This window comes from Streptomyces sp. NPDC088812, assembly GCF_044750285.1.
Lineage (GTDB): Bacteria > Actinomycetota > Actinomycetes > Streptomycetales > Streptomycetaceae > Streptomyces.
In genome coordinates this window covers 373,605-387,193 of record NZ_JBIVJP010000005.1, presented here as the reverse complement: position 1 = coordinate 387,193, position 13,589 = coordinate 373,605, and the positions used below count along the sequence as shown (strand labels likewise).

The 13,589-nt window shown below is 71.7% G+C and carries 13 protein-coding genes; all 13 read right to left on the bottom strand.

From position 1 onward, the window contains the following. Positions 1-134: 134 nt before the first annotated feature. On the bottom strand, positions 135-569 hold the full coding sequence (gene nusB / locus ACIP67_RS12005; RefSeq protein ID WP_401690922.1) for a transcription antitermination factor NusB: 435 nt from the start codon (positions 567-569) through the stop codon (positions 135-137). Between the two features lie 2 nt (positions 570-571). Then, entirely contained in the window at positions 572-1,138 is a 567-nt protein-coding gene (efp, locus tag ACIP67_RS12000; protein ID WP_020117452.1) for an elongation factor P, read from the bottom strand. Between the two features lie 57 nt (positions 1,139-1,195). Continuing rightward, positions 1,196-2,302: an aminopeptidase P family protein gene (locus ACIP67_RS11995; protein ID WP_401690921.1), complete on the bottom strand. Its 1,107-nt coding sequence runs from the start codon at positions 2,300-2,302 to the stop codon at positions 1,196-1,198. Between the two features lie 76 nt (positions 2,303-2,378). Beyond that, complete coding sequence (locus ACIP67_RS11990) at positions 2,379-3,290, bottom strand: Pro-rich N-terminal domain-containing protein (RefSeq protein ID WP_401690919.1); 912 nt, start codon at positions 3,288-3,290, stop codon at positions 2,379-2,381. Positions 3,291-3,547: 257 nt separating this feature from the next. Then, a complete protein-coding gene (gene aroB, locus ACIP67_RS11985; RefSeq protein ID WP_401690917.1) occupies positions 3,548-4,639 on the bottom strand; it encodes a 3-dehydroquinate synthase in 1,092 nt (363 codons plus the stop codon). After that, complete coding sequence (locus ACIP67_RS11980; RefSeq protein ID WP_401690915.1) at positions 4,636-5,151, bottom strand: shikimate kinase; 516 nt, start codon at positions 5,149-5,151, stop codon at positions 4,636-4,638. Before ACIP67_RS11980 ends, aroB begins: the two co-directional genes overlap by 4 nt. After that, positions 5,148-6,332, bottom strand: a complete 1,185-nt coding sequence (gene aroC, locus ACIP67_RS11975; RefSeq protein ID WP_401690913.1) for a chorismate synthase — start codon at positions 6,330-6,332, stop codon at positions 5,148-5,150. The genes ACIP67_RS11980 and aroC overlap by 4 nt, the downstream gene beginning before the upstream one ends. Before the next feature lie 289 nt (positions 6,333-6,621). Continuing rightward, on the bottom strand, positions 6,622-7,473 hold the full coding sequence (locus tag ACIP67_RS11970; RefSeq protein ID WP_401690912.1) for a shikimate dehydrogenase: 852 nt from the start codon (positions 7,471-7,473) through the stop codon (positions 6,622-6,624). Positions 7,474-7,477: 4 nt separating this feature from the next. Next, complete coding sequence (gene mltG / locus ACIP67_RS11965; protein WP_401690910.1) at positions 7,478-9,274, bottom strand: endolytic transglycosylase MltG; 1,797 nt, start codon at positions 9,272-9,274, stop codon at positions 7,478-7,480. A 123-nt stretch (positions 9,275-9,397) separates the two neighbouring features. Next, on the bottom strand, positions 9,398-9,862 hold the full coding sequence (gene ruvX / locus ACIP67_RS11960; RefSeq protein WP_401690908.1) for a Holliday junction resolvase RuvX: 465 nt from the start codon (positions 9,860-9,862) through the stop codon (positions 9,398-9,400). 35 nt (positions 9,863-9,897) lie between these two features. Next, positions 9,898-12,570 (bottom strand): alanine--tRNA ligase, encoded by a 2,673-nt coding sequence (gene alaS, locus ACIP67_RS11955; RefSeq protein ID WP_401690907.1) that lies wholly within the window; start codon positions 12,568-12,570, stop codon positions 9,898-9,900. Beyond that, a complete protein-coding gene (locus tag ACIP67_RS11950; RefSeq protein ID WP_401690905.1) occupies positions 12,570-12,938 on the bottom strand; it encodes a hypothetical protein in 369 nt (122 codons plus the stop codon). The genes alaS and ACIP67_RS11950 overlap by 1 nt, the downstream gene beginning before the upstream one ends. A gap of 6 nt (positions 12,939-12,944) precedes the next feature. Further along, positions 12,945-13,391: a DUF948 domain-containing protein gene (locus ACIP67_RS11945; protein WP_401690903.1), complete on the bottom strand. Its 447-nt coding sequence runs from the start codon at positions 13,389-13,391 to the stop codon at positions 12,945-12,947. Positions 13,392-13,589 lie beyond the last annotated feature (198 nt).

Here is a 13,589-nt window from a genome sequence, read left to right as displayed (position 1 = left end):
CCGGCGTTGTGCGTGCAGCCGGGAGCTCTCCGTCCCGGGTACGCGGCCCGGCGTGGGGCTCCCGGCCGCACGGACGCCGGAAGGGCCCGCGGACGGGATGTCCGCGGGCCCTTTCGGTAGCGGGCCGTACCGCGCTACACCTCGTCGCGCCGCAGCGAGGGCTTGAGCTCCTTGAGCCGGCCGAGCAGGCCGTTGACGAACGAGGGCGACTCGTCCGTGGAGAACTCCTTCGCCAGCTGCACCATCTCGTCGAGGACGACGGCATCCGGAGTCTCGTCCACCCAGATCAGCTCGTGGGCGCCGAGCCGCAGGATGTTGCGGTCGACGACCGGCATCCGGTCCAGCGTCCAGCCCACCGAGTACTGGGCGATCAGCTCGTCGATGCGCTTCGCGTGCTCCGCGTAGCCCTCGACCAGTTGCATCGTGTACTCGCTCACCGGCGGCTGCCGGGTGTCGGCCCGGGAGAGCCGGATCCAGTCCGCGAGGACCGTCAGGACGTCGGCGCCGCGCTGGTCGCCCTCGAAGAGGATCTGGAAGGCGCGCTTGCGGGCCGTGTTGCGGGCGGCCACGGTTAGCTGTTCACCCGGCCGAGGTAGTCGCTGGTGCGGGTGTCGACCTTGATCTTCTCACCGGTGGTGATGAAGAGCGGGACCTGGATCTGGTGACCGGTCTCCAGCGTGGCGGGCTTGGTGCCACCGGTGGAGCGGTCGCCCTGGAGGCCGGGCTCGGTCTCCTGGACGACGAGCTCGACGGCGGCCGGGAGCTCGACGAAGAGCACCTCGCCCTCGTGCTGCGCGACGGTGGCCGTGAAGCCCTCGATCAGGAAGTTGGCGGCGTCGCCCACGGCCTTGCGGTCGACCATGAGCTGGTCGTAGGTCTCCATGTCCATGAAGACGAAGTACTCGCCGTCCATGTACGAGAACTGCATGTCGCGCTTGTCGACAGTGGCCGTCTCGACCTTGACGCCGGCGTTGAAGGTCTTGTCGACCACCTTGCCGGACAGCACGTTCTTGAGCTTGGTGCGCACGAATGCGGGGCCCTTGCCGGGCTTGACGTGCTGGAACTCGACGACGGACCAGAGCTGGCCGCCTTCGAGCTTGAGCACCAGGCCGTTCTTGAGGTCGTTCGTGGAAGCCACGGTTGCGGAATCTCCTGGACTGACGTGGACGACCCGGGGCGGGCGCACAGCTCGAGGCTAGAGCGCGAGCAGCTCCTTGGTCGTGATGGTGAGTAGCTCGGGTCCGCCGTCCGCCTCGGGGCGCACGACGAGCGTGTCATCGATCCGGACACCGCCCCGGCCCGGGAGGTGGACCCCCGGTTCGACGGTGACCGGCACGCAAGCGTCCAGTTTACCCATGGCCGCGGGGGCCAGCTGCGGGTCCTCGTCGATTTCGAGTCCGACACCGTGCCCGGTCATCACCGGCAGGCCTTCCGCGTACCCCGCGGCGTCCAGCACCTGGCGCGCGGCACGGTCCACGTCACGGTAGGCGACGCCGGGCGCGAGGCTCTCGCGGCCGGCCCGCTGGGCGGCGAAGACGAGGTCGTACAGCTCGACCTGCCAGTCCGCCGGGGAGGTGCCGATGACGAAGGTGCGGCCGATCTCGCAGCGGTAGCCCCGGTAGGTCGCGCCCAGGCAGACGGAGAGGAAGTCGCCCTCCTCCACCCGCCGGTCGGTGGGCCGGTGGCCGCGCCGGCCGGAGTGCGGGCCGGTGCCCACGGAGGTGGGGAACGCGGGCCCGTCGGCGCCGTGGTCGACGAGACGGCGTTCCAGTTCGAGGGCGAGGTGGCGTTCGGTGCGGCCGACGAGGATGGACTCGAGCAGTTCTCCGAGGGCCTGGTCGGCGATCTCGGCGCCGATGCGCAGGCAGGAGATCTCCTCCTCGTCCTTGACGACCCGGAGCTGTTCGACCGCGCCCCCGAGGTCGGCGAGGCGCAGCCGGGGGGCGACCGACCGGAGGGCGCGGTGGCGCGCCACCGTGAGGTGGTGCTCCTCGGCGGCGAGGGAGTCGGCACCCTGCTCCGCGCAGACGCCCGCGGCGGCCACCGCGGGGTCACCGCCGGCTCTGGGGAGGGTGTGCACCCTCAGTGCTTCGTCGGGCCGGCCGTCGCCCGGCCGGTCCTCGACCGGGCCCGAGCAGACGAGCAGGTCCTCGCGTTCGCCCAGCAGCAGGACGGCGCTGCGGGGCGCGGCGCCCGTGAGGTACCGGACGTTGGCGGGACGGGTGACGAGCGCTGCCGCGTTGCCGGACGCGTTGCAGCGCTCCCGAAGGCGGGTTCGGCGGGACGCGTAGACCTCTGACATGAGTCGAGCGTAGGAGCGGTGACCGGATTGTGCCGGTTGGGAGCCGCCGAGTGGGGTGCCGGGGGCGTGGTTCCGGTCACCACTTGGGCGGGCTGGCGATCGCCCGCGCCAGGACGTCGTCCAGGATCCGCGCCGTCGAGGGGACGTCCAGCTGGGAGTTGTCGATGATCGGCAGGCCGGAGCCGTACCAGCCGGCCATACGGCCGTGGATGCGAGCGACCTCCTCGTCGGTGAGGCGGCGGTTGCCGGAGCGTTCGGCGTTGCGCTCCAGGACGACCTCGAGGCCGGGCAGGAGCACGACCGGGAGCAGGCCGGGGCCCACGTGGCGCTTCCAGCCGCCGAGGCCGACGGCCGGGCGGTCGGGGAAGATCGCGTCGTCGAGGATGCAGGAGATGCCGTTGGCCAGGAAGTTGCGGGCGGCGAAGCCGCAGGTGCGGCGGGCCAGGCGGTACTGGGCCTCGGAGTTGTCGTTCCAGCCGCGCTGCGGGTCGGCGAAGCCGGAGCGGACCCATTCGCGCACGTCGTCGAGGCTGATGTGGGCGGTGGGCGCCCGGCGGTGGTCGGCCCAGAACTTGGCGACGCTCGTCTTCCCGGCGCCCGCGGGGCCGATCAGCAGCACCGCGAGGGTGGTGGCCGTCGGGTCGGGTCCGGTCGCGGCGGGGGGCGAGCTGGGCATGGGCACGGGGCCGCCGGGGGGCAGCGGGACGTGTCCGGTGGTGTCGGGGACCGGCGGGGCGGGGGCGTGCTGCGGGGCCGGCGGATGGGGCACGGGGGGCACCGGCGGCTGGGGTGCGGGCGGGACCGGGCCCGCGGGGGGCGCACCGGTGAAGTGCGGTGCCGGGTGCGGTGGAGGCACGGGGGCGTTCTGCTGGGGGGTGCCGCCGGGCCGGTGCGGTCCCGGGTGCTGTGCGGCCGGTGACCAGCCGTCGGCCGGTCCGTGCCCCGGCTGGTGGGGCGGCGGCAGCGGAGAACCCACTGCGTGCTGCATCCGGTGCCACTCCGTCTCGTTCTTCTCGGGCTCGGTTCGCCTCCGGAGCGCCACGGCCCCTTCGGCTCGCTCGCCGTGGGCGATGGACGCCGGCCGCGGGGGCGCTGACCCCCGCCGGCACTGAACGGTACCGCCCCCGGCCGCCGTTTGGTGAAACGGCCGGGGGCGGTCCGAAGTGCCCGGCGGGGAAAGCGGATCGGGCGGAGGGAAGGTCCGCGGACTCGGAGGGGTGCGAAGCCCGCGGACCCGGAGGTTTCCTAGTCGCCCACTTCGCCGTACGCGGCGAGCAGGACCGCCGGGTCCGGGCCCTCCAGGACGGTCGGCTTGGCCAGGCCGTCGAGGACGATGAAGCGCAGGAGGTCGCCGCGGGACTTCTTGTCGACCTTCATGGTCTCCAGCAGCTTGGGCCACTGGTCGTAGCGGTAGCTCAGGGGCAGCCCGACCGATTCCAGGACCGTGCGGTGGCGGTCGGCGGTGGCGTCGTCCAGCCGGCCGGCCAGGCGGCCGAGCTCGGCGGCGAAGTGCATGCCGACCGAGACGGCGGCGCCGTGGCGCCACTTGTACCGCTCGTTCTTCTCGATGGCGTGGGCCAGGGTGTGGCCGTAGTTGAGGATCTCCCGCAGGCCCGACTCCTTCAGGTCGGAGGAGACGACGTCCGCCTTGACCTGGATGGACCGCCGGATCAGCTCGGCGGTGTGCGGGCCGGCCGGGGTGCGGGCGGCCTCGGGGTCGGACTCGATGAGGTCGAGGATCACCGGGTCGGCGATGAAGCCGGCCTTGATGATCTCCGCGAGCCCGGAGACGTAGTCGTTGACCGGGAGGGAGTCCAGCGCGGCCAGGTCGCACAGCACACCGGCCGGGGGGTGGAAGGAACCGACGAGGTTCTTGCCCTCGGCGGTGTTGATGCCGGTCTTGCCGCCGACGGCGGCGTCGACCATGGCCAGCACCGTCGTCGGGACGGCGATCCAGCGCACCCCGCGCAGCCAGGTCGCGGCCACGAAGCCGGCCAGGTCGGTCGTCGAGCCGCCGCCGACGCCCACCACGACGTCGGTGCGCGTGAACCCGGACTGGCCGAGTGCCTTCCAGCAGTAGGCGGCGACCTCGGCGGTCTTCGCCTCCTCGGCGTTGGGCACCTGGATGGCGACGGCCTCGTAGCCCTGCTCGGCCAGGTCGGCGCGGAGCGCGTCACCGGTCTCGGCGAGCGCCTCCGGGTGGATGACCGCGACCCGCCGGGCGCGGTCCCCGATCAGCCCGCCGAGCTCACCGAGGAGCCGGCGGCCGATGAGCACCTCGTACGGATCGGAGCCGGCGCTGCCGCCGACGTGGATCCGGGTCACTTCCTCACTCATGCTTCCTTCAACTCCAAGGCGTCCAGGGCGGCTCGGGTGACCTCGTCGGGGGTGCGGCCGTCCGTCGGCACGACGGCCGTGGCGACCTCTTCGTAGAGGTGCCGCCGCGCCTCCATCAGCTCGCGCCACTGCCGGCGGGGGTTGACCGCGAGCAGCGGCCGGGCCGCGTTGAGGCCGGTGCGCCGCACGGCTTCCTCGACGTCCATCGACAGGTAGACCACCCGCAGCCCGGACAGCAGGGCGCGAGTGTCCGCGTCCAGGACCGAGCCGCCGCCGAGCGCCAGGACGCCGTCGTGCTCGGCGAGCGCCCGGTGCACGGCGGCCTTCTCGACGGCGCGGAAGGCGGGCTCGCCCTCCTCGACGAAGATGTCGGCGATGGTGCGGCCCTGCTCGGCGACGATGTCGTCGTCGGTGTCCCGGTAGGTGACCTGGAGCTGTTCGGCGAGTTGCTGCCCGACGGTGGACTTGCCGACGCCCATCGGCCCGACCAGGACGACCAGCGGCCCGCTCATCGGACGGGGAGGTGGTCGAGGTAGGAGCGCACGTTGCGGCGGGTCTCGGCGACGCTGTCGCCGCCGAACTTCTCCGCGACGGCGTCCGCGAGGACCAGCGCCACCATCGCCTCCGCGACGATCCCGGCCGCCGGCACCGCGCACACGTCCGAGCGCTGGTGATGGGCCTGCGTCGCCTCACCGGTGGCCACATCCACCGTCTGCAGGGCCCGCGGCACGGTCGCGATCGGCTTCATCGCCGCCCGCACCCGCAGCAGCTCACCGGTGGTCAGACCACCCTCGGTGCCGCCCGCACGGCCGGTGGCGCGGCGGATGCCCTCCGGCGTGTTCACGATCTCGTCGTGCGCCTTCGAACCCGGCACCCGGGCCAGCCCGAAACCGTCACCGATCTCCACGCCCTTGATCGCCTGGATGCCCATCAGGGCGCCCGCCAGCCGCGCGTCCAGCTTGCGGTCCCAGTGCACGTGCGAGCCCAGCCCCACCGGCACCCCGTACGCCAGGACCTCGACGACGCCGCCGAGGGTGTCGCCGTCCTTGTGGGCCTGGTCGATCTCGGCGACCATCGCCTTCGAGGCGTCCGCGTCCAGGCAGCGCACCGGGTCCGCGTCCAGCCGCTCGACATCGGCCGGGGTCGGGTAGACCCCGTACGGCGCCTTCGCGGCCGCCAGCTCCACCACATGGGAGACGATCTCGATACCGGCCGTCTCCTTCAGGTACGACCGGGCGACCGCGCCGAGCGCGACGCGGGCGGCCGTCTCGCGCGCGGAGGCGCGCTCCAGGATCGGGCGGGCCTCGTCGAAGCCGTACTTCTGCATGCCGGCCAGGTCGGCGTGGCCCGGCCGCGGGCGGGTCAGCGGCGCGTTGCGCGCGGAACCCGCCAGAACCTCCGGGTCGACCGGGTCGGCCGCCATGACCTGCTCCCACTTCGGCCACTCGGTGTTGCCCACCATGACGGCGACCGGGGAGCCGAGGGTGAGGCCGTGGCGGACGCCGCCGAGGAAGGTGACCTCGTCCTGCTCGAACTTCATCCGGGCACCGCGCCCATAGCCGAGCCGGCGCCTCGCCAGATGGTCCGCGACCATCTCCGTGGTGATCGGCACGCCGGCCGGAAGGCCCTCCAGCGTCGCCACGAGTGCGGGACCGTGGGACTCCCCCGCGGTCAGCCAGCGCAACCTGCTCAACGGTGCTCCTCAGTGCTCGCGCCTGGTACTGCCCTGCGTACGCGTGTCCTCGCGTACGGCAACGGCGTGACCGGGTGCGCGACCCAGGTCCGCCACCTCCGATCCTCCCACGTCCACGGCCCCGAACCGGCCGCCGGTCCATCAGGCGGACGCCGTGGGGTACGGAGCGGGGCTCGGCGCGAGACGGAGGGCCGCCCGCGTACGGATCCGTACGCGGGCGGCCCTCCGCCTCGTGGTCATCGCCGCAGTGGGCGGCGCCGCAGAGCCCTGCCCTGCGGACGGACGGCGCCTAGCGTGCGGCGAGCGCGTGTTCGCCCGCTTTCCGCATGGCGTCCACGGGGGCCGGTCCGCGCCCGGTCATCTGCTCCACCTGGAGCACCGCCTGGTGCACCAGCAGGTCGAGTCCGCTGACGACGGCGCCGCCGAACATGGACCAGCGGGCGGCCAGCTCGGTCGGCCAGGGCTCGTACAGCACGTCGAAGAGGGTGGCGGGCCGCTCCGGCACCGAGGCGGCGAGGGCGTCCGTCGTCCCGGCGGGCGTCGTCGCGACGACCAGCGGGAAGCGCAGCGCCTCGGCCGCGTCCGCCCAGTCCGCCGTACGGACCTCGACGTCGAGGCGTTCGCCCCACTCCCGCATCTCGGCGGCGCGGGCCTCGCTGCGTACGTACGCGACGACCTCGCCGGTGCAGACCCGGGCCAGGGCGGCCAGCGCCGAGGAGGCGGTGGCGCCGGCGCCGAGGATCGCCGCCGAGTCGACCTGCTCGACCCCGTGCTCGCGCAGCGCCGCCACCATGCCGGGGATGTCGGTGTTGTCGCCTACGCGACGGCCGTCCTCGGTGAACACGAGGGTGTTGACCGTCTCGACGGAGGCCGCCGTCTCGCTGATCTCGTCGAGCAGCGGGATCACCGCGCGCTTGAGCGGCATGGTCAGCGACAGCCCGGCCCACTCGGGGCCGAGTCCGTCGACGAAGGCGGGCAGGGCGGCCTCGTCGACGTCGAAGCGGTCGTACGTCCAGTCCGGGAGCTCCATCACCTGGTACGCGGCGCGGTGCAGCACCGGGGAGAGGGAGTGGGCGATGGGGCTGCCGAGCACCGCTGCCCGGTGGCGGTGGACGTGCTGCGTCCTGGCTGTGTCACTCATGGCCTCAGTTACCGGCACTCTCGTTGAACTTGCTCTTGAGCTCCTGGAACTGCGCGTAGGTCTTCGCGAATTCCGTGTTGTTCTCGCCGTCGGTCGCGACGAAGTAGATCCAGCCGTCGCCCGTCGGATTCAGCGTCGCCGTGAGGGCGTTGGCGCCCGGGTTTCCGATCGGTCCCGGCGGCAGGCCCTTCTGGGTGTAGGTGTTGTACGGGTCCTGGTTGCTGTTGATCTCGGACTCGCTGATGTGGATGTTGCTCTCGTTCTTCAGGTAGTTGAAGGACGAGTCGAACTGGAGCAACTGGTTGGTCTCGGTGTTCGTCGGCTTGAGCCGGTTGTAGACGACCTCCGCCATCTTGCGGTAGTCGTCGTCCGTCTTGCCCTCGGCCTGGACGAGGCTGGCGACCGTGATGACCTGGAGCGGGTTCTCCAGGTCGAGCGCCGCCGCCTTGGCCTCCAGGTCGTACTTGCCGTAGGCCTCGTTGGCCCGCTGGACCATCTCCTCCAGCACCGCCGCGGGCTTCATGCCCTTGGCCGCCGGATAGGTGCCCGGGTAGAGGAAGCCCTCCAGCGGGTCCTTGATGTCGCTGTCGCTGTTGGCCCAGCTGGGCAGACCGAGAGCGTTGAACTGCTTCTCGGCGACACCGCGGGTGGTGCCGGAGGAAAGGCCGAGTTTCGTGTCGATCGCCTTGTAGACCTGGTAGGTGCGCTGGCCGGGTGTGACGATCACATTGGCCTGGCTCTTCGGGTCCAGCATCATGTCGACGGCGCTCTGCGCGGACATCTCCTTCTCGAGGATGTACGCGCCGGCCTGGATCTGGGACCCGTCGGGATCGCTCGTGAACGCGGACACGAAGGCGTCGACGCTCTTGACGACGCCCGCCTCCTTCAGCAGACGGCCGATCTCCGCACCGCCCGCACCCTTGGGCACCTCGACGCTCACGGTCTGGCTGTTGCCGTCGCCCGCGTAATCCGGGGCCACGCCGTAACGATTCTGATAGAACTGGTAACCGAAATAGCTCACCCCGACGATTCCGCCGCCGAACACCAGTACGACGACGAGACAGGCGCATCCATTGCGGCGCTTCTTGCCCTTGGCGCTCTTGCCGCCGCGGCCGCGACGATCCCCGCGGCCCTCCGGCTCGTCGTCCTCGTCGTCGGCGCCGCCGGCGAAGAAGGCGTGTTCCCCCTGGTCGGGGCCCGGGTCCCAGTCGGGCCGCTGCTCCCCGGCCTCCGCTTCCGGTGCCGCCTCCGGTTCCGGCTCGGTCCGTCTCCGGCCGGGTGGTTCCGGTGGTGGGTAGGCGTCCGGGGTGCCGTAGAAGTCGGGCTGCTCGGCACCGTAGGCGGCGGCCTGCTGCCCGTACGGGTCACCGGGGTCTGCGGCGTAGGGGACGTGCGCGTGCGTGCCGGTGGCGTCCCAGCCGCCCTCCTGGTACCCCTGTCCGGGCCCTGGCGGCCCCGGGTGGCCCTGGTGCTCCGGGTGTCCCGGGTGACCCTGATGGGCGTACTGCTGGTAGTGCTGCTGGTCGTAGGACTGCTGGTACTGCTGTCCGTCGTAGGCCTGCTGATCGTATTGCTGCTGGTCGTACTGCTGCTGCCCGTACTCCTGCGGTCCGTTCGTCTGGCCGTGGTCCCACTGGCCGTACGCCGTCTGCTGCGGCTCCTGGGGGTAGTGCTGCGGCTGGCCGCCGTAGGCAGGCTGATGGCCGACGTGGGCCTGCTGCCCTTCCCATCCGCCGTCCCCGTACAACGGGTCCTCCGGATGCCACGGTTCGGAGCCTGGGCCCCGGCCATACTCAGTCATCGATCCCCTAGAGCCGCGAGGCGGCGGTTCGCGCGGCCTGCGGGACCCGCCACCGTTCCGCCTCTTCTTGTGCGGCAGCTGTTCGAACACCGCCGCATCGCGCGGAACGTTACCGTATCGCGATCAGACGACCACTTCGACGCCCTCGCCGGGTGCGCTGCCTGACACCCGTTCGGATTCCAGCGCCTGTTGGAGGATGATCACGGCGGCTGCCTGGTCGATGACGGACCGCCCCTTCTTGGATTTCACGCCCGAGGCGCGCAGTCCCTGGCTGGCCGTCACGGTCGTCATCCGCTCGTCGACGAGCCGGACCGGGACCGGTGCGATGCCCCGGGCCAGCTCCCGGGCGAAGCCGCGGACCTTGACGGCCGCCGGTCCCTCGCCCCCCTTGAGGGAGCGGGGGAGCCCGACGACGACCTCGATCGGCTCGTACTCCTCGACCAGCTGCCGCAGCCGGCGGTGCGCCGCCGGGAGGTCCCGGCCGGGGACCGTCTCGACCGGCGTGGCGAGGATCCCGTCGGGGTCGCACGAGGCGACCCCGATACGGGCGTCCCCGACGTCGAGCGCGAGGCGACGGCCGCGGCGCATGCCCCGGCCGTCCCCGCTCGTCCGTGCCCCGGCGTTCACTTGGCCGTGTCCGCCACGAGCCGTTCGACGGCGTCGACGGCCTCGCCGACGGCGGCCGGGTTCTGGCCACCGCCCTGGGCGACGTCCGGCTTGCCGCCACCGCCGCCGCCGAGGGTCTTGGCGGCCGTACGGACCAGCTCGCCGGCCTTGAGGCCGCGCTCACGGGCGGCCTCGTTCGTGGCGATGACCGTCAGCGGCTTGCCGTTCGCCACCGCGAACAGGGCCACGACGACGGCCCGGCCGCCCTGGATGCGGCCGCGGACGTCGAGCACCAGCTTGCGCAGGTCGTCGGCGGTGGTGCCGTCCGGGACCTGTCCGGTGACCAGGGCGACGCCCCGCACGTCCTGGGCGGACGCGGCGAGACCGGCGGCGGCCTGGAGCACCTTCTCGGCGCGGAACTTCTCGATCTCCTTCTCGGCGTCCTTCAGCTTGCCGAGCATGGCGGAGACCTTCTCCGGGAGCTCCTCCGGACGGCCCTTGATCAGCTCCTGGAGCTGGGCGACGACCGTGTGCTCGCGGGCGAGGAAGTGGTAGGCGTCGACACCGACGAGGGCCTCGATACGGCGCACGCCCGAGCCGATGGACGACTCGCCCAGCAGCTTCACCAGGCCCAGCTGGGAGGTGTTGTGCACGTGCGTGCCGCCGCACAGCTCCTTGGAGAAGTCGCCGATGGTCACCACGCGGACGCGATCGCCGTACTTCTCGCCGAACTCGGCGATGGCGCCCTGCTTCTTGGCCTCGTCGATGCCCATGACGTCGGCGCGGACGTCCAGGTCGCGGGCGAGCACCTCGTTGATCTTCTGCTCGACGTCGGTCATCACGGCCGTCGGAACGGCGGACGGCGAGCCGAAGTCGAAGCGGAAGCGACCCGGCTGGTTCTCGGAACCGGCCTGGGCGGCCGTCGGGCCGAGCGCGTCGCGCAGGGCCTGGTGGGTGAGGTGGGTGGCCGAGTGGGCGCGGGCGATGGCCGTGCGGCGGCGGGAGTCGATCGAGGCGTGGGCGGTGGCGCCGACGGTGACCTCGCCGACCTGGACGACGCCCTTGTGGACGTAGACGCCCGGGACCGGCTTCTGGCAGTCGCGGATCTCGATGACGGCACCCGTGTCGACCTTGATGCGGCCGGTGTCGCCGATCTGGCCGCCGCCCTCGGCGTAGAACGGGGTGCGGTCGAGGACGATCTCGACCTCGTCGCCCTCGGTGGCGGCCGGGGAGGAGACGCCGTCGACGAGGATGCCGACGATGGTGGACTCGCCGTCGGTGTCGGTGTAGCCGATGAAGTCGGTCGCACCGGCCTTGTCGGCGATCTCGCGGTAGGCGCCGGTCCCGGCGTGGCCGGTCTTCTTGGCCTGGGCGTCGGCCTTGGCCCGCTCCCGCTGCTCCTTCATCAGGCGGCGGAAACCGTCCTCGTCCACGGAGAGGCCCTGTTCGGCGGCCATCTCCAGGGTGAGGTCGATCGGGAAGCCCCAGGTGTCGTGGAGCAGGAACGCCTTGTCGCCGGCGAGGACCGTGCCACCGGACTGCTTGGTCTCGGTGACGGCGGTGTCGAGGATGTTGGTGCCGGCCTTCAGCGTCTTGAGGAAGGCGTTCTCCTCGGCGAGGGCGACCTTCTCGATGCGCTCGCGGTCGGTGACCAGCTCCGGGTACTGCTGCCCCATCATCTCGATCACCGTGTCGATCAGGTCCTTGACGACCGGACCGGTGGCGCCGAGGAGGCGCATGTTGCGGATGGCGCGGCGCATGATGCGGCGCAGCACGTAGCCGCGGCCCTCGTTGCCCGGGGTGACGCCGTCGCCGATGAGCATCACGGAGGTGCGCATGTGGTCGGTGACCACGCGCAGGGAGACGTCCGAACCGTGGGCGTCGCCGTAGGCCACACCGGTCAGCTCGGTGGCCTTGTTGATGACGGCCATGGAGGTGTCGATCTCGTACATGTTCTGCACGCCCTGCAAAATCATGGCGAGGCGCTCCAGGCCGAGGCCCGTGTCGATGTTCTTGCTGGGCAGTTCGCCGAGGATCTCGAAGTTGTCCTTGCCGATGCCCTCGCCGCGCTCGTACTGCATGAAGACGAGGTTCCAGATCTCCACGTACCGCTCGTCGTTGACGGCGGGGCCGCCCTCGACGCCGAACTCGGGGCCACGGTCGTAGTTGATCTCGGAGCAGGGGCCGCACGGGCCGGGGACGCCCATGGACCAGTAGTTGTCCTTCATGCCGAGGCGCTGGATGCGCTCCTTGGGCACGCCGACGACCTCGTGCCAGATGCGCTCGGCCTCGTCGTCGTCCTTGTAGACGGTGATCCACAGGCGCTCGGGGTCGAGACCGTAACCGCCCTTGTCCTGGGGGCTGGTGAGCAGCTCCCAGGCGTGCTTGATGGCGCCTTCCTTGAAGTAGTCGCCGAAGGAGAAGTTGCCGCACATCTGGAAGAACGTGCCGTGGCGCGTGGTCTTGCCGACCTCTTCGATGTCGGGCGTGCGCACGCACTTCTGCACGCTGGTGGCGCGCGCGAAGGGCGGCTTGACCTCGCCCAGGAAGTAGGGCTTGAAGGGCACCATGCCGGCCGGGACGAGGAGCAGAGTCGGGTCGTCCGCGATGAGCGACGCCGAAGGCACGACGGTGTGCCCGCGCTCCTCGAAGAAGCTCAGCCAGCGGCGGCGGATCTCAGCCGACTCCATCAGTGGTCCTCATTCCGGTTGTACGGGTGCTTCGCCCGCGGGTACGCCGTGTTCTCGGTGTACCGGGCGTTCTTCGGTGTGGTGCGGTTCTCGATGGCGGCGTACCGCCGGGGTGCGGAGAGCTCGGGGTTCTCGTGGATCCCGAGGACCTCCTCCAGCTCGGCCTCCCGCTGGGCCATGTTGTCGCGGACGTCGAGCGCGAAGCCCACCGCGCGGTCCTTGAGGCGCGCTCCCGTCTCGAGGGCCTTGTTGGCCGCGGTCGCGGCGAGGCTCTCGGGGGTCAGCTGCTTCAGCTTGCGGTTGACCTTGGTGGTGGCCCACACACCGGCGGCGACGCCCGTGGTGAACCAGAAGGTACGGCGGAACATGCTGCGTCAGTCCCTCTTTCCACGGGAGGTCCGCTTCGCCCGCCGCGAGGCCGGGACGGTCCGCCCCACGATCACGGTACGCCGGGGCTCCTGCGCGGGCACGTCGTCCTTGCGCCCGCCGAGGGCCCGGCGTACGCCGTAGCCGAAGGCGGCGATCTTCACCAGGGGGCCGCCGAAGGTGGAGGCGACCGTGGTGGACAGCGCGGAGGCGTTGGAGGTGACCTCCTGGACGTCCGAGGCGATCGCGTCGACCCGGTCGATCTGGGTCTGCGCCGAGCGCACCGTGGCGGAGGCGTCGGCCAGCAGCGGAACCGCCTGCTCGGTCACGTCCGCGACCAGCTTGGTGGTCGCCCTGAGCGTCTGGGCCAGCCTCGCCAGTGCGACGGCGAGGAAGGAGACCAGGATCGCCCAGAACACGGCCACCAGGATGCCGGCCACTTCTCCACCGGACACTGCGCACCCGCTCCCTGATACGTGCCTCTGCATCGAAAAAGTCGTGCACCGAGCCTATCGCGCCGGGGGCGGCGCTCCGAACCGGATTTACCGGTGCCGACCGCCGGGTCGCGCGGACGCGGGCCCGGAACGCGGGAACCCGCCGCCCCGGCCGCCCGGGAGGGGCGGCGGGACGGCGGGTCCGGGCGCAGGGTCCTG